The 19,793-nt window shown below is 46.0% G+C and carries 21 protein-coding genes and 1 riboswitch; of the genes, 5 read left to right on the top strand and 16 right to left on the bottom strand.

What is annotated here, in order from left to right; all coding sequences use genetic code 11:
- The first annotated feature begins 7 nt into the window (after positions 1-7).
- Together hslO and QZZ41_RS05685 are read left to right on the top strand one after the other, a co-directional pair.
- Complete coding sequence (gene hslO, locus QZZ41_RS05680; protein WP_295069370.1) at positions 8-880, top strand: Hsp33 family molecular chaperone HslO; 873 nt, start codon at positions 8-10, stop codon at positions 878-880.
- Positions 881-884: 4 nt separating this feature from the next.
- Positions 885-1,529, top strand: coding sequence for an HAD family hydrolase (locus QZZ41_RS05685; protein ID WP_295069373.1), 645 nt, complete (start codon positions 885-887; stop codon positions 1,527-1,529).
- A 208-nt stretch (positions 1,530-1,737) separates the two neighbouring features.
- Here the strand turns inward: QZZ41_RS05685 and QZZ41_RS05690 are convergent, their stop codons facing one another.
- Positions 1,738-3,315, bottom strand: a complete 1,578-nt coding sequence (locus tag QZZ41_RS05690) for a glycosyl hydrolase 53 family protein (RefSeq protein WP_295069375.1) — start codon at positions 3,313-3,315, stop codon at positions 1,738-1,740.
- A 163-nt stretch (positions 3,316-3,478) separates the two neighbouring features.
- Entirely contained in the window at positions 3,479-4,126 is a 648-nt protein-coding gene (locus QZZ41_RS05695; RefSeq protein WP_295069378.1) for a nuclease-related domain-containing protein, read from the bottom strand.
- Between the two features lie 122 nt (positions 4,127-4,248).
- On the opposite strand from QZZ41_RS05695, the gene QZZ41_RS05700 reads away from it, so the two are divergent.
- A complete protein-coding gene (locus QZZ41_RS05700; protein WP_074717349.1) occupies positions 4,249-4,467 on the top strand; it encodes a DUF378 domain-containing protein in 219 nt (72 codons plus the stop codon).
- 92 nt (positions 4,468-4,559) lie between these two features.
- Here the strand turns inward: QZZ41_RS05700 and rpsR are convergent, their stop codons facing one another.
- Genes rpsR through rpsF form a run of 3 tightly spaced genes read right to left on the bottom strand, consistent with a single transcriptional unit; the run spans position 4,560 to position 5,683 of the window.
- The gene (gene rpsR, locus QZZ41_RS05705; protein ID WP_028516774.1) at positions 4,560-4,802 is read right to left on the bottom strand and encodes a 30S ribosomal protein S18; all 243 of its coding nucleotides are present in this window, start codon (positions 4,800-4,802) and stop codon (positions 4,560-4,562) included.
- 39 nt (positions 4,803-4,841) lie between these two features.
- Positions 4,842-5,357, bottom strand: a complete 516-nt coding sequence (locus tag QZZ41_RS05710) for a single-stranded DNA-binding protein (protein ID WP_295069382.1) — start codon at positions 5,355-5,357, stop codon at positions 4,842-4,844.
- 29 nt (positions 5,358-5,386) lie between these two features.
- Positions 5,387-5,683, bottom strand: a complete 297-nt coding sequence (gene rpsF, locus QZZ41_RS05715; protein ID WP_109727101.1) for a 30S ribosomal protein S6 — start codon at positions 5,681-5,683, stop codon at positions 5,387-5,389.
- A 239-nt stretch (positions 5,684-5,922) separates the two neighbouring features.
- Here rpsF and QZZ41_RS05720 point away from each other — a divergent pair, with 239 nt between their 5' ends.
- Together QZZ41_RS05720 and ispF are read left to right on the top strand one after the other, a co-directional pair.
- A complete protein-coding gene (locus QZZ41_RS05720; RefSeq protein ID WP_295069385.1) occupies positions 5,923-7,137 on the top strand; it encodes a cation:proton antiporter in 1,215 nt (404 codons plus the stop codon).
- 34 nt (positions 7,138-7,171) lie between these two features.
- Positions 7,172-7,648, top strand: a complete 477-nt coding sequence (gene ispF / locus QZZ41_RS05725; protein ID WP_295069386.1) for a 2-C-methyl-D-erythritol 2,4-cyclodiphosphate synthase — start codon at positions 7,172-7,174, stop codon at positions 7,646-7,648.
- Positions 7,649-7,747: 99 nt separating this feature from the next.
- Here ispF and QZZ41_RS05730 read toward each other — a convergent pair whose 3' ends face one another.
- The 11 genes from QZZ41_RS05730 to queA form a co-directional block, all read right to left on the bottom strand.
- Entirely contained in the window at positions 7,748-8,149 is a 402-nt protein-coding gene (locus tag QZZ41_RS05730) for a hypothetical protein (protein WP_295069388.1), read from the bottom strand.
- Positions 8,150-8,334: 185 nt separating this feature from the next.
- The gene (locus QZZ41_RS05735; RefSeq protein ID WP_295069390.1) at positions 8,335-9,258 is read right to left on the bottom strand and encodes a hypothetical protein; all 924 of its coding nucleotides are present in this window, start codon (positions 9,256-9,258) and stop codon (positions 8,335-8,337) included.
- 318 nt (positions 9,259-9,576) lie between these two features.
- Positions 9,577-10,866: a dockerin type I repeat-containing protein gene (locus QZZ41_RS05740; protein WP_295069392.1), complete on the bottom strand. Its 1,290-nt coding sequence runs from the start codon at positions 10,864-10,866 to the stop codon at positions 9,577-9,579.
- Positions 10,867-10,876: 10 nt separating this feature from the next.
- Positions 10,877-11,218, bottom strand: a complete 342-nt coding sequence (locus QZZ41_RS05745; RefSeq protein WP_295069394.1) for a phenylpyruvate tautomerase MIF-related protein — start codon at positions 11,216-11,218, stop codon at positions 10,877-10,879.
- Positions 11,219-11,323: 105 nt separating this feature from the next.
- Positions 11,324-12,604 carry a methionine gamma-lyase family protein gene (locus tag QZZ41_RS05750; protein WP_295069396.1) on the bottom strand — a complete coding sequence of 427 codons (1,281 nt, stop codon included), beginning with the start codon at positions 12,602-12,604 and terminating at the stop codon, positions 11,324-11,326.
- 191 nt (positions 12,605-12,795) lie between these two features.
- Entirely contained in the window at positions 12,796-14,043 is a 1,248-nt protein-coding gene (gene hflX / locus QZZ41_RS05755) for a GTPase HflX (protein WP_295069398.1), read from the bottom strand.
- A 3-nt stretch (positions 14,044-14,046) separates the two neighbouring features.
- Positions 14,047-14,364: a GIY-YIG nuclease family protein gene (locus QZZ41_RS05760; RefSeq protein ID WP_295069399.1), complete on the bottom strand. Its 318-nt coding sequence runs from the start codon at positions 14,362-14,364 to the stop codon at positions 14,047-14,049.
- A 3-nt stretch (positions 14,365-14,367) separates the two neighbouring features.
- A complete protein-coding gene (locus QZZ41_RS05765) occupies positions 14,368-16,755 on the bottom strand; it encodes a hypothetical protein (protein WP_295069402.1) in 2,388 nt (795 codons plus the stop codon).
- A 33-nt stretch (positions 16,756-16,788) separates the two neighbouring features.
- Positions 16,789-17,919, bottom strand: coding sequence for a tRNA guanosine(34) transglycosylase Tgt (gene tgt, locus QZZ41_RS05770; RefSeq protein ID WP_295069403.1), 1,131 nt, complete (start codon positions 17,917-17,919; stop codon positions 16,789-16,791).
- 32 nt (positions 17,920-17,951) lie between these two features.
- Positions 17,952-18,329 carry a hypothetical protein gene (locus QZZ41_RS05775; RefSeq protein ID WP_295069405.1) on the bottom strand — a complete coding sequence of 126 codons (378 nt, stop codon included), beginning with the start codon at positions 18,327-18,329 and terminating at the stop codon, positions 17,952-17,954.
- A 26-nt stretch (positions 18,330-18,355) separates the two neighbouring features.
- Positions 18,356-19,387, bottom strand: coding sequence for a tRNA preQ1(34) S-adenosylmethionine ribosyltransferase-isomerase QueA (queA, locus tag QZZ41_RS05780; protein WP_295069407.1), 1,032 nt, complete (start codon positions 19,385-19,387; stop codon positions 18,356-18,358).
- A gap of 189 nt (positions 19,388-19,576) precedes the next feature.
- Positions 19,577-19,749, top strand: a riboswitch (Lysine riboswitch).
- Positions 19,750-19,793 lie beyond the last annotated feature (44 nt).

Consider the following 19,793-nt stretch of genomic DNA (forward strand, 5'->3'; position numbering starts at 1 on the left):
AAGTAAAATGGGAAATTTATACAGAGCTATCTCTGCTGACGGTTCGGCTTTCGCAGAGGTACTTGATGCTAAGGATATAGTTTCGGAGATAGAACGCATACACAAGACATCGGCTGTTATCACGGCAGGTCTTGGCAGACTTTCAATAGCAGCTTCCCTTATGGGCTATATGCTAAAAGGCGATAACGACAGCGTTACTCTCCGTGTGGACGGCGGCGGTCCTTCGGGACAGCTGGTCGCAGTTGCTGACAGCTGGGGAAACGTAAAGAGCTGCGTGAATAATCCTGTTGTGGAGCTTCCGCTCAATGCGCAGGGAAAGCTTGACGTAGGCGGCGCAGTTGGCAGGGACGGTACTCTGTCCGTAGTCAAGGATATGGGGCTGAAAGAGCCGTATGTGGGCGTTATCCCCCTTGTTTCGGGAGAGATAGCCGAGGATATCGCAAGCTATTACGCTACAAGCGAGCAGATACCTACTGTTTGCAGTCTTGGTGTGCTTGTAAATCCCGACCTTACTGTAAAGGCAGCAGGCGGTTTCCTTGTTCAGCTCCTGCCTTTTGCAGATGAGAAGTGTATTGATACAATTGAGAAGAATGTGGCGAATATGCGCCCAATTTCACAGATGCTGGACGATGGCATAACTCCCGAGGAGATAGCAAATATGCTTCTTGACGGACTTGAGCCTAATGTGCTCGATACTGCGTCACCTGTTTATAAATGTGATTGCAGCCGTGAGCGCACAGAAAAAGTTCTCATCAGTATCGGAAAGGACGAGCTGAAGTCAATTGCGGACGAGGGAAAGGATACCTCTGTAAGCTGTCATTTCTGCGGTAAGGAGTACGTGTTTACTCCCGATGAGATACGCGGACTGATAGGGGAATAAACGTATGAAAACGGCTGTGTTTGATCTTGACGGCACTATTGCCGATACTATTTACGACCTGGGCGACGCGGTAAATCACGGTCTTGAAAAGCTTGGCTGCTCTGCACATGACTACAAGGCGTATAAGAAAATGGTTGGGAACGGTGCGAAGAAGCTCTGTGAACGTGCGCTTCCCGAGGAAAAAAAGGATAAGGCTGGGGAGCTGCATAAGCTTTTCGGTGAGTACTATTCTCAGCATTATCTTGATAAGACAAGGCTGTATGACGGCATGAAAGAGACTATGGAGAAGCTCCAGAGCAGCGGAGTCATACTTGCTGTGGCTACGAATAAGCCTGAGGACGTGGCAAGAGAGATAGTATGGGAGCTTCTTCCCGATATTGATTTCGTGAAGGTGCTGGGCGGAGTTGAATATCGTCCCGTAAAGCCCGACAGTGCCATACTTATCGAGATATTTTCAGTTCTTCCCGATGAGGAGAACGAGGTATACATGATAGGTGACAGCAATGTTGATGTTCGCACCGCAAAGAATGCAGGGATCCCCTGTATAGGCTGTGTCTGGGGATTTCGCGGACGCGCTGAGCTTGAAGCAGAGGGTGCGGAATTTATCGCAGAAAAGCCTGAGGATATCGCGGATATTATCCTTGGATAAAAATCAGCTTTTGTAAGAGGGCTGAAATCAGTACTTTTTCAATGCAAAACCATTGAATATTGAAAAAATGTTTTTTGAGTTTTATGTTTTGTACAAATCGTGACAGCTGTTTTTGTGTATTGTTACGATCATTTTTCGGGGGGGTTATCCGCCCCCTACTTATTATAATAGGGTAAAAAAAGCCGCTGCAATTGCAGCGGCTTTGCCATTATTTTACGATAATTGTCTTGTATGTGAGATCACTGTCGGCATATCCTAAGATATAACGCTGTAGCTTCACAAGGTCTGCAACGCCCACCTCATTATCGCCGTTGAGGTCAAGCTCTGCGGACTTATTTCCTGCAACGATCGCCTTTCTCAGTGCCACAACGTCATATACGTCGATAACTTCGTCGTTGTTGATATCGCCCAGTATGATATCCTTTGTCTGTACAGGCTCTGTAGTAGTTGTGGTGGTAGTAGTCGATGTTGTTGTCGTAGTTGTAGTGGTAGTAGTAGTTGTTGTTGTTGTTGTCACTGCGGGCTTATTCTGTGGGTAGATGTTGAGGAATACGTCAAGGGACTCCAGAGGCTTGCCGTGAAAATCGAAAAGTGCCTGATTATCAAAGGAAGAACCGCCTGATTCAGTCACGTCCTTGTTGTATTCTTTTGCGTAGTATGTTGCCCAGCCTGTGCCGTATTTGTCCCAGAGCTGTTGCTGCTGCTGACGGGAGATATCGGGAACTCCAAGCCATGCAGGCTCCCAGTAGAATACGCCGATTCCGTGGCCGTTGCAGTTGGCAACAGTCTGGAATACATCGGTAAGAGCCTTTGCCTGTCCTTCAACGGATATGGGGTATCTTAGGTCTACACCTGTTAAGCCTGAGCTTACGGTGTTTCCGAAGCTGTCTCCGTCCTGATCGGTGTAAGGATAGGCTGTCTCGACTACCATTACGTACTTGTTGTACTTGTTGCCGATATCGGTGAGAGTCTTACGCAGATTATCCAGTGAGCCGTGCCAGTATGAATAATATGAGCAGGCGAATATATCATAATCAAGGTTGCATTCGTTCATTACCTGAGCGTACCAGCCAAAGTGACCGTTTCCTGCGTTTGCGAAGTGATGGGCGATAAGGATGTTCTTGTCAAAATCACGTATAGCCTTTTCACCGCTTGAAAACAGGTCGCATATCTTGTACATATCCTTTTCATCGCAGAAGAAGCACTCTGTCTCGTTGCCGACCTGTACCATGCCGATGTCACTGCCGTTTTCGGTGAGATACTTCACTACCCATGATGTCCAGTTGTATATCTCGGTCTTGAGCTTCTCATGGCTGTGGGGCTGCCAGTATTTGGGGCGGGTCTGCTTTGCAGGGTCTGCCCAGAAGTCGGAATAATGGATATCGACAAGGAGCTTCATGCCGTACTGTGCGGCACGTTTGCCTATTTTAGCCGCTGTTTCAAGGTCGGAGTGACCGCCTCCGTAAGTGTGACCGTTGCCGTCGTTAGGCTCGTTCCATATCCTTACTCTGATATAGTTTACACCGTGGTCGGCAAGTGTTTTGAATATATCCTTCTCTTTTCCGTTATCGTCGAAGAATTTAACGCCTGCTTCTTCAAGAGAAATGACAGAGGATATGTCCACACCGCGTATGGGCTCGCCGCCGTTTATGCGGCTGTCAAAGTTTGTGAATGTAACTGAGTTTATGTTTACAGCAGATGTTTTTGTTCTGATGTCGGTGCATAATGCAGAGGGAAAGGCTATCAGCGCAGCTGATGCCAGTGCGATAAAACCTTTGAATTTCATAATAAACTCCTTTTTTCCGGTAATTGAAATAGGGAAGATAATACGGTAATGAGCCATTAGTCGTTAGCCGAAAGAGTTTGCTAACGCTCACATTATTTATATTATTCGCCGAAGGCGACACATTGGCTTAATAGCTAAGGGCTAACGGCTAACGGCTTTATTATCAGTCGTTCTTTTTGCGTGTTCTTATCCACATCTTCTTGAATGGGTTTCGTACCTGCATTTTTTCAAAGTAGTGGTAGAGTATATCCTGATTGCAGCCTGCATCAGGAAGTGAATTGTAGAACTTTTCAAGTCCCTTTAAGTCCATGCCTATTTCTGACGGGAAATCAATATCCTTTGCGGAGAATACTACCGCGCCGTTTACGGGAGTTTTCTCGAAACCGCCCTTTTTCAGGTGGTGGATAACGTTATCCATGTGTGTCTTGTTCTGGAGCTGTGGGTTGTAGAATTTATGAGTCTTGCTGCCTATGTTATGAGTCAGATTTTTGCCGCTGCCTGTTACAGTGCCTGAGATACCCTTTGTTTCGACAACGAGTACGCCGAAACGTCCGAAAACAAGGTGATCGACTTCACAGGCTTTGTTGTAAAGAGGGAGATAAGCGTTGTTGATTATCCTTATCTTGTCCTTTTTGCCCAGTTTTTTCAGATATTTTCCTACCTTGCGCTCGGCAGCTCTGCCCTTGCGCTTGCCTTTGCTGAAGTGTACGGATACATAAAGAATGAGCAGAAGCACTGCGGCAGCGATCACGGCTATCATTATCCATGTTTTTTTATCAAAGGATAAAAGTGACATATTATACAGAAACATAATTTTTCTCCTTAAAAATGAATAATCCTGAATTTTGCGGCGATAATACATTTGTACCAGTGAAGAGCGGTATTTATCCGCCGTCAGTGGTTTAAAATCCCGAATAAAGAGGTGTTCTCAATATGTGGGACAAACTTGCTCTTATTCTTCTGATTATCGGAGGAATAAACTGGGGATTAGTCGGTATTTTTGAATTTGACATTGTAGCATGGCTTTTCGGCGGTGCTGACAGTGTCATAAGCCGTGCAGTTTTCATACTTGTAGCTATCTCAGCAGTATGGTGCATCTCTCTTCTCTTCCGCAGAGATGAGGAGCTTGCTGTTCAGAATATCGACCGGTAACCCCGTTTGACCGCTCCTTTGCCGATGCCGTAAGGAGCGTTACATATGAATATGCAAAAAGGGAGGCATAATGCCTCCCTTGAATTTTATGATTAGTCGCTGATGTAAGGAAGCAGAGCGATGTGTCTTGCTCTCTTGATAGCAACTGTGAGCTCACGCTGGTGGTAAGCGCAAGTGCCTGTTACACGTCTTGGAAGAATCTTAGCTCTCTCAGTCATGCACTTTCTGAGCTTAGCGAGATCCTTATAATCGATCTTCTCGATTCTGTCAGCGCAGAACATACATACCTTCTTGCGAGGCTTCTTTGCCGGACGGGCATTTCTTTCCTTTTCCATGACTTTTCCTCCTATCGTAATAAAGTAAAGTTAACTGACTCAGAACGGTACATCGCCGTCACTGAGTATTTCCTCAAAATCGCTGAGGTTGCCGTAAGACATACTGTCATTAGCGGGCTGCTGTGGAGCTGCCTGCTGTGGAGGAGCGGAATAATTGTTATTGTAATTGTTCTGGGGAGCACTGTAGCCGCCATTATTCTGATAACCGCCGCCGTTGCCGCCGCTTTCGCTCTTGCCGCCTACAAACTCGACATTATCTACCTGCACATCTGTTGTGTAGTGTGTTATGTCGGGGTGGTTCTTATCCTGATAATTGTTATTTCTGAGTGAGCCCTCTACACAGATGAGCTTACCCTTGCTGAAATATCTTGAAACGAACTCAGCAGTCTGTCTCCATGCTGTACAGCTGATGAAATCAGCCTGTCTTTCACCTGTATTCTTGTCGGCAAATCTTCTGTCGCAAGCTACGGTAAATCTGCATGAAGCTATACCGCTCTGAGTCTGTCTCAGTTCAGGATCAGCAGTGAGCCTTCCAATTAAAATGACCTTATTCATCTGACCGCCTCCTAATTAATGAAGTAGAATTATTCAACAACTGTTACGAGTGAACGAAGAACGCCGTCTGTGATGTTAAGACGTCTTGAAAGCTCAGCAGGATAATCAGGCTGTGACTGGAATGTGTAGATCACGTAGTAACCCTCAGTCTCGTCCTCGATAGGATATGCAAGCTTACGCTTACCCCAATCCTCGTTGACTTCAACAGCTTCAGCGTGACGCTCGATTCTTTCCTTGAACTTTTCTACGAGAGCCTTCATTGGCTCTTCGCCGTTCTTGAGGCTGAAAACAACCATTACTTCATACTTAGCGGATACCTTTGCCATTTAGCACACCTCCTTCTGGGATCATGCCCGACAACTTACTGCGGGCAAGGATAATAATAGTATCTGTTGCACAAGATACTCAAATATTATACCATTTCATTGACAGCTTGTCAAGCATTTTTTTGAAGTTGTTTCAAGATATTTTTCAAAAAAAGTTGACATCTGACAAACCTCATAGTATAATAAGGATATATGGGAGCGGTGGTGCTCCCTTTATTTACGAAAGGATATGGATATGAATGGAAACTTATAATATCCTCAAAGACCTTGCTATCATATTTATATGTGCAAAGGGTGCGGGACTTCTTGCAAGAAGGCTGAAAGCACCTATGGTCGTTGGAGAGATCATCGCAGGTCTGCTCATCGGACCATGCCTGTGGAGAGGACTTGTCCAGCCCTCTGATTTCATAAGTCAGATGGCGGAGATAGGTGTTATACTTATCATGTTCTCGGCTGGTCTTGAAACGAATTTGCAGGAGCTGAAAAAATCGGGCTTTGCGGCGTTTATGATAGCCTGTGTGGGAGTATTTGTGCCGCTTGTGGGCGGAAGTCTGCTGTATATGTGCATTTACGGCTTTTCGGAGTTTGGCTCGGACGAATTCTTCAAGGCTGTGTTTATTGGCTGTATCATGACGGCTACGTCAGTAGGCATAACGGTAGAGGTACTGAAAGAGCTTGGCAAGCTCAAGACCCGTGTGGGACAGACTATACTCAGTGCGGCTATCATTGATGATGTTATCGGTATGATAGTGCTGACATTTGTGCTCGGTTTCAAAGACCCGAACAGCAATACTCTCGTTGTTACGGGAAAGATAGGTCTTTTCCTTGTGCTGTCGCTGGTCCTCGGCTACATAATCTATAAGCTTTTCAGGTTTTACGATGAGAGACATACTCATACAAGACGTATACCGATTATAGCTATAACTCTTTGCTTCATCATGGCTTATATCGCTGAGAAGTATTTCGGTATCGCTGATATCACAGGCGCATATATCGCAGGAATCATCCTGTGCAATGTCCGTGATGCGGAGTATATCGACCGCCGCGTAAATATCAACGGATATATGTTTTTTGCTCCTGTGTTCTTCGTTGGTATCGGACTTAAAACCGATTTCAGCAACGTTGATTCGAGCATGATAGTGTTCTCAGTCGGATTTGTTATCGTTGCAATGCTCACTAAGGTCATCGGCTGCGGATTTGTATCTAAGTGCTTTAAGTACAGCTGGAAGGACTGCCTTAAAATCGGCGCAGGAATGATGACACGCGGTGAGGTGGCTCTTATCATTACCAATAAGGGTCTGGGACTCGGAATTATCGACTCGTCATACTTTACGGCGGTAATACTTCTTATTATCGTATCAAGTATAGTAACACCAGTGGTGTTGAAACTGCTTTTCAGCAAGTCGGAAAATGAAGAAGAAAAAGTTCTTGAAACAGTGGAGAATAAATCATAATTTAGCTGCGTCACGCTGCGAAAGGAGAATCAATATGTTCAGAATAGGTCACGGTTACGATGTACACAAGCTGGTTGAGGGCAGAAAGCTCATTCTCGGAGGTGTGGAGATACCTCATACTACAGGACTTCTCGGACACTCGGACGCAGATGTTCTCGTTCATGCGATAATGGACGCAATGCTGGGAGCTCTCGCAATGGGCGATATAGGTCATCTTTTCCCCGATAACGATGACAGCTTCAAGGACGCGGACAGCATGAAGCTCATGGAAGAGGTATGCCGCAGAGTCCGCGAAGCAGGGTGGGAGATAGGCAATATAGATGCTACTGTTATTGCTCAGGCACCTAAGCTTGCTCCACATATAATGACAATGCGCGAGAATATCGCAAGAGTGTGCGGCTGTGATGTTTCGCAGATAAGCGTTAAGGCTACCACTGAGGAGCACCTTGGCTTTACAGGCGAAAAGCTGGGTATGTCTGCTCATGCAGTTGCCCTTATGTATAATAAGTAATAAGTACACATATGCAGCAAAAATGGCGGATATTGTCCGCCATTTTTTGTGTATTGAATTATCTATGCACTGATCACTAACTACTAACCACTAAACTCATCAGAGCGGTACTTTCGGGAGCTTTATAGATTCTTTTTCCTTTGTGGTGGCCATTTCCTCGGTCGGTGGCTGAGTAGCTGCTTCCGTTGCTGCTGTTGTGGGGGCAGTTTCCTTTGGTACGTTAAGCTCCGTAACTGTCTGCGCTGCGGCTGTCTGAGGACTGTCTGTGCTTTTGGCAGTTGTGGCAGAAGCGGCAGTTGTGGTCGTAACAGTTGTCGTTGATGCTTTGCTCGTTGTTTTTTCAGCAGTCGTGGTCTGCTCGGTAGCCGTTGCAGTAGTCGTTTCGGCAGACGTTACAGTTGTAGTCGCGGACGATGATGCGCCTTTGTCCGATGAATCGTCGTTTTTACAGCCTGTCAGCACAAGAGCGGACAGCAGCAAAACGGGTAATATCCTTTTCATATCTTCTCCTTAAAACAACAGGCAGCCGCGTGGACTGCCTGTTTATTATTTATATTCCGTCTGTTTCAGGAATACTTGTTGTGATTACGTCTTCTGACTCGAATTCGATTATTTCAAGCTCTGGGCTGATATACTTTTCCATTGTGGCTTACCTCCTTTGGTCAAATCTCAAAGATCATTATGCATTATAAAACTGATACATACTTATAATATTCATATGCAGCCTTACCCATGTTTTGAGTCTTGACATCTGTAGAATTTATTGCGCGGAAACAGTATGAAAGTGCAGAAGCCTTGTATTCATTTCCGTTGTAAGTTATTGTCTGTACTTCGTCAAAATACTTTGGGTAAAGGAATGTGCTTTCAAAGCAAGCCTTGTCATTCTTACCATTTTGTGAATATATTGAAGTTTCGCCATCACTGTCTTTGAGATTAGCTGCCTCAGGTACAGTAAGACCATCAATGTAAACTCTGAACTTAGTAATTGAATTAAGTAAGAGAGATATCTTTGCAGATGTATCTGTTCCGAAATCAGGAGCATATGCACTGAGATCATAGCTATCTTCCATGAATGTGATAGCTGTATCATTATTGTTGAAGTAGTTGTCAGATGCGATACCGAGGTTTTTAAGTGACTTTGCTGCTTTCTTTTCTTCATCTGTATAATCAGTTGAAGAACCTGCTTCTACAGCATCACAGTATTTATTTACAGTATATGTGAAGCTTGCACCCTTATCAGCGATATTTACAACAGTATCGCCCTTCTTGAACTGGATAGTAACATCCTTACCAAGCTGTGTTGGGTACAGATCATATGAATATGTATAGGTGGTTCCGTCATCAGTAACAATAGGATCAATATCACCGTTAGGACCTGAGATAACAACACCATCAACACCTGCTGCATCTACTGAGCTTTTTGATGCAATGAAGTCAAGAGTGATAGAACTTGTAAGCTCTACCTGTGCAGCTGTCAGTGTTACCTCGTTTTCAGCGGCACTTGCTGTGAGGACAGTTGGGAAAACTTCAGTACCGAAAGCTGCCGGTACACCGCCGACAACAGCCAGAGCACAAGCTGCTGCCATTGCTTTTTTCATAAACTTGTTCATAAAAAACCTCCTTATAAATAAAACAACCGCATTGGGAAAAAATATCCCGAAAGCGTTTTTTAACTGAATTAAGTAGTGTGTATATAGGAGCAGCAGATTTTTACTATGGTAAAAAAAATAACATAAATAACCGTTCCCATTACGTGATCTCTTTTTATTTATACGTGAATTATAACATAATGGAGAGTATTTGTCAATAGATTTCAGAAAGTATATAAAAAAATTATGTCTACAACCAGTACAAATAATTGTGGTGAGAGTTATTCACTAAAAAAGCCATAGTATACCGATAAGTTCAGTAATACTATGGCTTTTTGTTTATTTCGGATCGAGATTGTCTATCTTGTGGAGGAGATACTCCTGTATGCGCAGGGCATCGTTTGAAGTAACGCCCTTGCTTGAAAGATCGACGTCAGCATTCACCTTTCCATGCATAGTGATGTGATGCTCGTCAGTGCCGTTGATGTCGTACTTGTTGGGATTTGCAAGTGACTGCATTATCAGTACGATATCCGACATATCAATGGTGTTATCGCAGTTTGCGTCGCCGTAAAGTGTATCACCCATTGCAAAGCTTGTAGTTGCGGTAGTTGTTGTAGTCTCCTCAGATGTGGTCGTAGCTGATGTAGTAGTTGTGGTCGTAGTAGTGGTGGTTGTTGTAGTTGATGTGGTAGTTTCCTGCTTTTCTTCTATTGGAGCCATGCTTGGTACACCGTCGCCCCACCAGTCCCAGCGGTTTGAAGTACGGTATTTATTGATCTTTTCGCCGTTTGCAGATGTCCATGTGAACACGTTGTCGTAGAGGTGTCCCTCGTAGTAGTAGAACTGCGCCATTGCACATATCTCGTCTGCATATGTAGCGTATGCACCATCGTCCTCAGCCTTGGTACACCAGCCTGTGTTGAAGCCTTTAAGGCTGTTTCTTATTACCTGATAGTCGTTCATTCCCTGCTCGTTTATGCATATCTCGGCAAAGTGGAGTATCTTTCTGATACCCATATGATTGGATATTATGCAGTCATAGAAGTTGGACTCTGTAAACGAATACTGGTACATTTCGGGTACGTTGTCCTCGGGCATGAACTTAGGATCGCAGTCCTTGAATGCTGTAACGGCAGTCTGTAACGTACCGTATGCGTGAGCGGAGTTTACTCCCCAGCCGTCCTCATAGGCTGTTTCATGGTCTGAACCTATCTTGCCCTCGCCGAGTGTGGACTCTCTTGAACCGAGTCCTAAAAACAGGGCATACATCTTTTCACGGTCAGTCTGACCGAGACGAGTGGAGATAAGGTCCCAGTGCTCGTCTATCTCCTTGTAGAGTGCGTACTTTACTTGCTGTACGGTCATCTTGTGATTGATAGCGCGTATCTCCGCTGTAGAAGCATCGGCAGGAGTGTTTCTTTCGCCGAAGTTAAGCGGATTTCCCACGCCCTCTTTCTGGATATCACGTGAAGTGTCATGGAGAGGTTCGCAGGTATCTCCTGCAAAGCACCATTCGTCTGCGGAAGCGTGGAGCACAGGAGCAGTTTTATCTGCTATTGTGGGCACGCAGGCGGCTGTACATATGGCAAATGCGGTCAGTAAGCCGCAAATTCTTTTGAATTTCATTCGTATCACCTCAGAAATTTGAACCGTTCCAGCCCCATTCATTGGTACTTGTGTACTTTACATACACACGGTCGGACGGTATGCCGATATTGTCTGTGAGAATGCCTGTGATATGGCTTGTGAGAGTTACAAGAGCATTTGAAGAAGCACTGCCGAAGATAGATACCTCTACCATAGCGGCAGGAGCGTCCTCGCCCTTGAACCAGAGGTCGTACTCAGGCTCGATGCCTACCATGAGCCAGCCCTCTGACTTGCCGGGAATAGCTGTGATAGCGCGTCCCATAGCGGATTTGATGGATGTTTTCTGTTCGTCGGAAACAGATACGTTTGTTTTGACATTGATGAATGGCATGATAATTCCTCCTCATTGATATTTTAGCCGTTAGCCATTAGCCGTTAGCTGTTAGCCCGTTGTAGGGGCGGCGTTCCGCCGCCTGATAATAATGTGGCAAAGCCGTTAGATCTTGATGAGTCCGTCAGAGAGCATTTCCTGTGCTGCAAGCATTACGCCAAGCTTGCCGCTTGTGTAGGTTATGCCGCCCTGCATCCAGACTGCATATGGTTCACGAAGCGGTGCATCGGCTGAAAGCTCTATTGATGCGCCGTTTGTAAAAGCTCCTGCTGCCATGATGACCTGGCTTGAATAGCCGGGCATATCCCACGGCTCGGGAGTTACGAAAGAGTCCACGGGAGCACCTTTCTGTATTCCGCGGCAGAATGCGCAGAGATGTTTCTCGTCACCAAGTTTTACGGCAGTTATGATGTCGCCGCGTGGCTCGTCCTTGCGCGGTGAACACTCAAATCCCAGAAGTGTGAAAAGCTCGCTTGCGAAGGTACAGGTCTTGATAGCATTAGCTACAACATCTGGAGCAAAGAAAAGTCCAAGAAGCATTTCGCGGTTCATACCGAGGGTGCAGCCTACTTCCTTGCCCATGCCTACGCAGGTAAGTCTGTATGAGCAAAGCTCCACAAGGTCGGCTCTTCCTGCGATATATCCGCCTGTACGTGCGATACCGCCGCCTGCGTTCTTGATAAGTGAGCCGATGATGATATCAGCACCTACGGAAACTGGCTCGCGGTCCTCAACGAATTCACCGTAGCAGTTGTCCACCATTACGATGATGTCGGGATTGCCTTTTTTTGCGGCAGCTGCCATTTTTTCGATATCCGCAATTGTGAAAGCTCCGCGGAGAGAATAGCCGCGAGAACGCTGTATGTAAGCGACTTTAGCTCCCTTTACAGCTTCGGTTATCTCGTCAAGTTTGGGAGTACCGTCATCGTTAAGGTCTACCTGACCGTATTCAACGCCGTAGTCCATGAGTGAGCCTTTGCCTTTTCTGCCGCTGATACCGATAACTTCTTCGAGGGTATCATAGGGCTTGCCTGTGACAGATACTATTTTATCGCCTGTTCTGAGTACACCGAAGAGTGCAACGGAAAGAGCGTGAGTTCCCGAAACAAAGTTGAAGCGCACGAGAGCGTCCTCTGCACCGAGTGCCTGAGCAAATACCTTGTCGATCACATCGCGTCCCATATCGCCGTAGCCGTAGCCTGTTGAGCCGTAGAAGCATGGCTCGCTGACCTTGTTGTCGGAGAATGCTTTGAGTACCTTTGCTCCGCAGTATTCAGCATTTGCGTCAATTCTTGCAAATGCCTCTGCGCAGTTCTTTTCAGCCTGAGCAGCAAGCTCTGTGAGCCTGCCGTCGAAGCCGTATATCTCGTTTATCTTTGTGTTCATTATTTATCCTTTCGTTTTAATCAAAATTTAGCAAAGCTAAATTTTGATTTAGTTGAGAGTTTAGAGTTTAGAGTTGACAGTTATGGTGTCGCCGCAGCGAACATATTAACTCTCAACTCTCAATTCTCAACTCATAACTTAATTATAGCGTTTTTAAGTGCTTGTGTCAACGTGTTTTCGCGGAAAAGTCCTCAGACTTTATAGTTCTCCGCTTCCTTGATGAGCTTTACATCAATGAGTGCGTCGATGAGAGTGCCGTTTTCAGCGTATTCCTCGGAGAATATCTTGCCGTCTTGTCTTATTTTGCCGATAAAGCCGCCTTTATCATATGGAACGAGCAGCTTCATGCGCTTTGCAGTCTCGGGCAGATTTTTCATTATACATTCAAGGAGCTTATCAAAGCCTGTCTGCTCCTTTGCACTTATCATAACTGTATTGTCGTCCTCGAATACCGTATCTGTGAACGGTGCGGCATCAGCCTTGTTCATAACGTATATCTGCGGTATGCCTTCGCAGCCAAGCTCGTTGAGCAGACTTGCTGTGACCTCTGCCTGCTCTTTTATCTCGGGTGAGGATAAGTCCTGCACATTCAGGATTATATCCGCAGCAGCTGCTTCTTCAAGTGTGGACTTGAATGCTTCTACAAGATTATGGGGGAGCCGTCTGATAAGTCCGACTGTATCTATGAGCATGACGCTCCTGCCGTCGGGAAGCTCTATTGAGCGCGAGGTGATATCAAGTGTGGCAAAAAGCTTGTTTTCGGCAAGAACTCCTGCATCCGTCAGTGCGTTCAGAAGTGTGGACTTGCCTACGTTGGTATATCCGACAATAGCTGCACACAGTACGCCGTCCTTTTTTCGGCGTGAACGCGAGAAGTTACGGTGCTTTTTGAGTTCCTCAAGCTCGGCTTCAAGGTAGCTTATGCGCTTGCGGATATGACGTTTGTCTGTTTCGAGCTTTGTTTCACCGGGACCTCTTGTACCGATACCGCCGCCCAGTCTTGAAAGGGCAGTACCCATGCCTGTAAGGCGGGGGAGGCGGTATTTCTGCTGTGCAAGCTCGACCTGCAGTTTACCTTCTTTTGTTCTTGCACGCTGGGCGAAGATATCGAGGATAAGAGTGGTTCGGTCAATAACGCGCACATCCAGTATCTGCTCGATATTTCTCACCTGTACGCCTGTGAGCTCATGGTCGAATATGACTAGCTCGGCTTCGAGGGTTTCGAGCTGTTCTTTAAGCTCCTCCAGTCTGCCTGCGCCCATGCAGGTGGCAGAGTCATAGGCAGGACGCTTCTGTATTATAGTTCCCACTACATCGGCATTAGCCGTAGCAGCCAGTTCTGCCAGCTCATTTATGGAGACTTCCGCGTCGAATTCACCTGTATCAACACAGGCAAGGACGGTTTTTACGGGGAGGTCTTCAGTCTTGTTTTCGTACATATATTACTCCTTGTCAAAGGTCTCACGGGTATATTTTTCGGAAAGCTCCGTACCAAAAAGCTCTCCAAAGCAGCTGTTGTCAGCAATAATCTTCAGCTTTTGCGCTTTGGAGAGCTGCTTTATTCGGTATTCGAGCTTTGATGCGAGACTGCGGTTTTCACAGCTCCAGAGAGCTTCGAGAGAGACTGCCTTGTGTGAGCGGGTGTATTTCGCACATTTTTCCGTTCTGCCGAAATGCTCGCTCATGCGGCGTTCCACATCGGTGGTAATGCCTGTGTACAGCAGGTCTCCCTCACATTTTATGATATAGATATAGTACATTGCTTATACCCAGAATGCGAACATCCTCTGGACTTCATAAGCCATTTCGGGGAATTCTCTGTTGTAGATATCAAAGCGGAATGCCTGATTGAATTCCTGTACGCCGCCAACTATAAGTCCCCACATCACCGAGAACCACATAAAGGCGGATATGAGCTTTTTCTTTGTGGGATCGTCAAGTCGGCTGTAGATGAAGAATATGATAGTGTATGCGCCGAGAAGTGACTGCCATGCGAAATCCACCATATATCTTACTGCATAGCCGCTTTCCCATACGGAAGCAACGATGCCGAATGGTATGAACAGGCATGGGATAGCTATGTATGCTGCGTGAAGGATCTTCTGCTTTCTTCCACCGCGGACTTTTTTCAGAGCCTTGCCCGAAAGCAGATATGCGAACATAGGAAGTGCAAGGAAGAAAAGTCCCGAGGTATTTGCTGTGGAATTAAGGTCGGCGTAGAAATAGCCTCCTGCGTTCATAAACTGGAACTCAGTGCCGATTATCGGGTAATAAGTCTTGAAAGCAGGCGGATTGAGGAAGTAGTTGTACAGAGCTGTCCATGAAAGTCGGCTGTGGAACTGAGTCTTTGTAAAGTCATTGATAGTAAGTGAATACTGTATGCCGAATTCAAACGGCGAGCCGAAACGGTCGTAGTTATACCACATCTGTGTAAGACCTATGCAAGCCATTGGAACTATGGCACAGAGCAGATAGCGGACTCCCGAAGCGGTGAAAAGCTTGCTTTCGCCCTTTTTGCCCGATGCTGATACACGGGGAAGTGCAAGCATCATGAACAGTGCTGCGGTTATGCAGTAAAGTACAAGTGTAGGACGGCAGAGAACTGCTATGGCAAAGAGAAGCGAAGATATTGCTGTTCTGCTGAGTATGGGCTTTTCTGTACCTATTATGTTGGCGGAGAACATGAAATATACCGCCCATGTAAGCGTTGCAAAGCCAGCGGACATAGCCACCTCGTAGAAAAGAGGTCTGCCAATGCTGAACCATATGCCGCTTACTGTCTGAATGAGGATAAGTCCTGCTATTGCTATGCCTGTTGGAGTTTTAGGGAAGAACTTCTTGAGGAACTCCTTGTAGAGCTTGGTAAGTCCGATCATACCAATGATAGCAAACAGGAGAACTGCCATAGAATCGGGGAAGAAATATCCCGTCAGAAGATGATACGGCAGGAATACCAATACAACAGGAGCTATACCGTAATAGCTGAAATACTGCTGGTTGAAGTAAACATGATCCCACTGATAGCGGATATGAGCTTCATCAAGAGCATCACTGTTGTAAGGAGTAGGGAAGTTGTTGAGCTCGTCAGTAGGCTCGGTGAGCAGGTGAGTACTGCCGTGTTCAAAGGCTTCAACAAGCTCCTGAGTCATCTGGTTTCCTGTGGGACGCTTCATTATGTCGATGATAGAAGTGTTGTCGAGCTTTGTGAAGGTTATGAGTACTGCCGCAAGACAGGCGATATCAGTTATGATTACGCAGGCAAGACGGAATATCTTTTTATTCTTGGTAAAGCTGTACTGCATGGTCTTGCTCTTCATCATGAGCTGCCAGAAGCAGGCTGCAAATACGATAAGGAACAGTCTTGCCCATGAGATGCTCATAGGTATCTGTTTGTTGAAGGTGATGCCTTTAATATATACCATGCCCTCATCAAGGGGAGATACCGTAAGTTTAAGGTTGCTCACATCGCCTGAAAGGTGGAGCTGTATATAGTGAGAATGGGGCTTGCCCTTGACAAGAGTACCCTCGGCTATCATCTCTCTGTAGCTGTTTGACTTTGTTTCGTCCATAGCATCAATGGATACGTTTGCTGCCTTTGTGTTTTTGCCGAAGTCGATATCCACGTAAACATCTGCAACTTGTTCATTGATGCCCTTGAATGTGAATGTAGTTGTACGGTCGCCGATAACAGCTATATCGTCATTCTCGGGACGGTATTCAATATCGCTGCCGTCAGAAAGCTCCTGTGCGGAAAAGCTCATTTCTCCGTAGCTTCCGAACCAGAGACGGAATGTGGGGATACTGAATATGGTGGCTTCAAGCACAGTGGCTATGAGCAGGGCTTTTACGAATGTTTGAACGGTGTGGTACTTTTTCTTTTTGTTGACAGTGCAGGCAAGCATGGACAAGCCTGCTGCTGCACCGAGCATGAGGAAAGCACCCTTGTATTCGCTTATATTTATTATGCCGAAAGCTTCTGCGGCTGCTATGAAGCTGAGAAGTACCGCAGCACCTCTTGCAATGCCGCGCAGGCTCTTTGTCTTTGAACTTATCTTGCTGTAACCGTTGATGTCGCATTTTATCTCATGCAGAAAAACAGCGGTCACTGCGACAGAGACCGCAAGCATTAAAACAAACAGGAACGTATTCATATAAACTCCGTATTATGGCGTTATGCCGTGATATTATATTCTTGTGGCGAGAAGCTGGGAATATTTTCCGCGGAACTGCTCGAAGCGGTCCTCGTCAATGGCTTCGCGTATCTTTTCGGTGAGCGTATTGTAGAAATAGAGGTTGTGCTGTACTGCAAGTCTGCCTGCAAGCTGTTCGTTTGCCTTGAACAGGTGGCGTATATATGCGCGGCTGAAATTGCGGCAGGTCGGGCAGTCACACTGCTCGTCAACAGGGCGCGGATCAGTTTCGTAGCACTTGTTGTTGAGGTGCATTATGCCGCTCCATGTGAAAACAGTAGCGTGACGGGCGTTTCGGCTTGGCATTACGCAGTCGAACATATCCACACCTCTTGCTACAGCCTCGATTATGTTTGACGGAGTTCCTACTCCCATGAGGTAGCGGGGCTTATCTACAGGCATATAAGGCTCTACTACATCGATTATGCGGTACATCTCCTCAGTTGCTTCACCTACGGCAAGTCCGCCGATAGCGTAGCCGTCAAGGTCAAGCTTGGCGATGTCCTCCATGTGCTTGATGCGCAGGTCATCGAATGTTGAGCCCTGATTTATGCCGAAAAGCATCTGGTGCTTGTTTATGGTATCGGGGAGGCTGTTCAGGCGAGCCATTTCCTCCTTGCAGCGTATGAGCCAGCGAGTTGTACGCTCGATAGAGTCAGCAACATATTTATAAGGAGAAGGATTTTCGATACATTCGTCAAACGCCATTGCTATTGTTGAGGCAAGATTTGACTGTATCTGCATACTCTCCTCAGGTCCCATGAATATGCGGTGACCGTCGATGTGAGAAGCGAAGTATACGCCCTCTTCCTTTATCTTTCGCAGCTGCGCAAGGGAGAATACCTGAAATCCGCCGCTGTCGGTAAGGATAGGCTTATCCCAGTTCATAAACTTGTGCAGACCGCCCATTTGCTTGACTACGTGGTCGCCGGGGCGGAGGTGCAGGTGGTAGGTGTTGCAGAGCTCTACCTGTGTTTTCAGCCCTTTAAGGTCAACTGAGGATATGCCGCCTTTTATGGCTGCGGCAGTGCCTACATTCATAAAGCAGGGGGTCTGGAAAGTGCCGTGAACGGTCTCAAATGTACCTCTTCGGGCTTTATTGTCTGTTTTAAGAAGTTTGAACATAGCTTCTCCTTTGTATTTTAAGTTATCTGTTATCAGTCAAGGTCGAACATTTTGCCTTCATCGGGATTTCTGTACTCGCGTCTGCCGTAAAAGCCGATAAGCTCTGACTTTGAATTCCTTATTGCAAGTATATACATATCCATGTTATTATGATCGTCATGCAGTGCAAATACCTTATTGTTGTTCTTGTCCTCTTTGAACCATTCAACGCTCATTACGACTTTGCTCATCATTTCATCGTCCATATAAGTTTCAAGGAGCTTTCCTGTAAGAGGTGAAGCAGGAGCGTAGTATTGGATAGCGGCAGGATTCTCGTATATTATCCTGTAATCCATATTGCAGATGACGATAGGTCCTTCCTCTGAATCAATAATTCCTTTAAAAAAATCCAAAAGTTCAGTGTCAGTCATTTTTCTTTTTCCCTTCAATATTATTTTCAAAGTATACACATACTGTCGCCGAAGCTGAAAAATCTGTATTTTTCTTCGACCGCTGTCTTATAAGCTGTCATTGTATTCTCGTATCCCATGAAAGCTGAAACAAGCATTATGAGCGTACTTTCGGGAAGGTGGAAGTTTGTTATGAGTCCGTCTATGCATTTGAATTCATAGGACGGGTAGATGAATATGTCCGTATATCCCTCGTGTTCGGAAATATCTCCGTAAAAGCTTGCCACGCTTTCAAGTGTGCGGCAGGTGGTAGTTCCTACAGCTATAACTCGTCCGCCCTTTGCCTTTGTCTCGTTTATAAGGTCGGCAGTCTCCTTCGGGAGATAGTAATGCTCGCTGTGCATTTTGTGGTCGAGTACGTTATCTTCCTTGACGGGGCGGAATGTACCCAGTCCCACATGGAGAGTTACGAAAGCAGTCTTTATGCCACGTGAGCGAAGATCGTCAAGCATTTCGGGAGTAAAGTGCAGACCTGCTGTGGGAGCGGCTGCTGAACCAAGCTCCTTTGAATATACTGTCTGATAACGTTCGCGGTTTTCGAGCTTTTCCTTTATGTAAGGCGGAAGCGGCATCTGTCCCACATCTTCGAGAGCTGTGAAGAAATTGCCCTCGCACTCGAACTGAACGATGCGGTTGCCGTCGTCCTTGACTTCAACTACCTCAGCGACCAGCCTGCCGCCGCCGAATGAGAAGCGTGTGCCCACCTTGGCTTTTTTGCCAGGACGGCAGATTATCTCCCAGCGTTTGTCGCCCTTCTGCTCCAGCAGGAGAAACTCGATAAAGGTCTGGTTGCCCACTTTTTCACCGTAAAGTCTTGCAGGGATAACTCGGGAATCGTTCATTACCAGCAAGTCACCTTCCTTGAGGTGATCGCATAGATTATAGAAGTGGTCGTGTGATATTGCTCCCGTTTTGCGGTCAACGCACATCATTCGTGAGGCGTTTCGCGGCTCTATGGGAGTCTGAGCGATGAGCTCCTCGGGAAGCTCATAGTAAAAATCGGATTTGAGAAGTTCCATTAATATCTCCTTTTTGTCCAGTGATCAGTTGATAGTGATTAGTGCTTAGCATGGAGTATTTTCAACTGACTAATCACTATGCACTAATAGCTAACAGCTGAAATCAAAATTTAGCAAAGCTAAATTTTGATTTCTTGGAATAAAATTTCAATTATGTATTGACAATAGCTGATTTAAGTGCTATTATAGTTACAAGGTAGAGGCGCGGCTGCGAATAGTACCTGTACACGGGACGACCCGTCCAATGGTGTTCAGCGAAAGGCAATGCCGCCGAAGAGCTGTCTTTGGTAAATTCAGCTCTGGCTGCACACTCAACAGGTTTGCAGCTGTCATCATGCTTTTGATGGAGAGCTATCGGCATATTTTATTTCTGATATGTCAACATTTCTATTATAACGCATGATGA

It is taken from the genome of Ruminococcus sp. (genome assembly GCF_016283395.1).

Excerpts from the sequence above, each read along its gene's own strand:
- QZZ41_RS05690 (WP_295069375.1), bottom strand. The coding sequence starts at position 3,315 with ATGAAATTCAAAGGTTTTATCGCACTGGCATCAGCTGCGCTGATAGCC.
- QZZ41_RS05745 (WP_295069394.1), bottom strand. The coding sequence starts at position 11,218 with ATGCCATTCATCAATGTCAAAACAAACGTATCTGTTTCCGACGAACAG.
- hslO (WP_295069370.1), top strand. The coding sequence starts at position 8 with ATGGGAAATTTATACAGAGCTATCTCTGCTGACGGTTCGGCTTTCGCA.
- QZZ41_RS05685 (WP_295069373.1), top strand. The coding sequence starts at position 885 with ATGAAAACGGCTGTGTTTGATCTTGACGGCACTATTGCCGATACTATT.
- rpsR (WP_028516774.1), bottom strand. The coding sequence starts at position 4,802 with ATGGAAAAGGAAAGAAATGCCCGTCCGGCAAAGAAGCCTCGCAAGAAG.
- hflX (WP_295069398.1), bottom strand. The coding sequence starts at position 14,043 with ATGTACGAAAACAAGACTGAAGACCTCCCCGTAAAAACCGTCCTTGCC.
- QZZ41_RS05700 (WP_074717349.1), top strand. The coding sequence starts at position 4,249 with ATGTGGGACAAACTTGCTCTTATTCTTCTGATTATCGGAGGAATAAAC.
- QZZ41_RS05720 (WP_295069385.1), top strand. The coding sequence starts at position 5,923 with ATGGAAACTTATAATATCCTCAAAGACCTTGCTATCATATTTATATGT.
- tgt (WP_295069403.1), bottom strand. The coding sequence starts at position 17,919 with ATGTTCAAACTTCTTAAAACAGACAATAAAGCCCGAAGAGGTACATTT.
- QZZ41_RS05765 (WP_295069402.1), bottom strand. The coding sequence starts at position 16,755 with ATGAATACGTTCCTGTTTGTTTTAATGCTTGCGGTCTCTGTCGCAGTG.
- rpsF (WP_109727101.1), bottom strand. The coding sequence starts at position 5,683 with ATGGCAAAGGTATCCGCTAAGTATGAAGTAATGGTTGTTTTCAGCCTC.
- QZZ41_RS05735 (WP_295069390.1), bottom strand. The coding sequence starts at position 9,258 with ATGAACAAGTTTATGAAAAAAGCAATGGCAGCAGCTTGTGCTCTGGCT.
- QZZ41_RS05710 (WP_295069382.1), bottom strand. The coding sequence starts at position 5,357 with ATGAATAAGGTCATTTTAATTGGAAGGCTCACTGCTGATCCTGAACTG.
- QZZ41_RS05750 (WP_295069396.1), bottom strand. The coding sequence starts at position 12,604 with ATGAACACAAAGATAAACGAGATATACGGCTTCGACGGCAGGCTCACA.
- QZZ41_RS05775 (WP_295069405.1), bottom strand. The coding sequence starts at position 18,329 with ATGACTGACACTGAACTTTTGGATTTTTTTAAAGGAATTATTGATTCA.
- QZZ41_RS05760 (WP_295069399.1), bottom strand. The coding sequence starts at position 14,364 with ATGTACTATATCTATATCATAAAATGTGAGGGAGACCTGCTGTACACA.
- ispF (WP_295069386.1), top strand. The coding sequence starts at position 7,172 with ATGTTCAGAATAGGTCACGGTTACGATGTACACAAGCTGGTTGAGGGC.
- queA (WP_295069407.1), bottom strand. The coding sequence starts at position 19,387 with ATGGAACTTCTCAAATCCGATTTTTACTATGAGCTTCCCGAGGAGCTC.
- QZZ41_RS05695 (WP_295069378.1), bottom strand. The coding sequence starts at position 4,126 with ATGTTTCTGTATAATATGTCACTTTTATCCTTTGATAAAAAAACATGG.
- QZZ41_RS05740 (WP_295069392.1), bottom strand. The coding sequence starts at position 10,866 with ATGAAATTCAAAAGAATTTGCGGCTTACTGACCGCATTTGCCATATGT.
- QZZ41_RS05730 (WP_295069388.1), bottom strand. The coding sequence starts at position 8,149 with ATGAAAAGGATATTACCCGTTTTGCTGCTGTCCGCTCTTGTGCTGACA.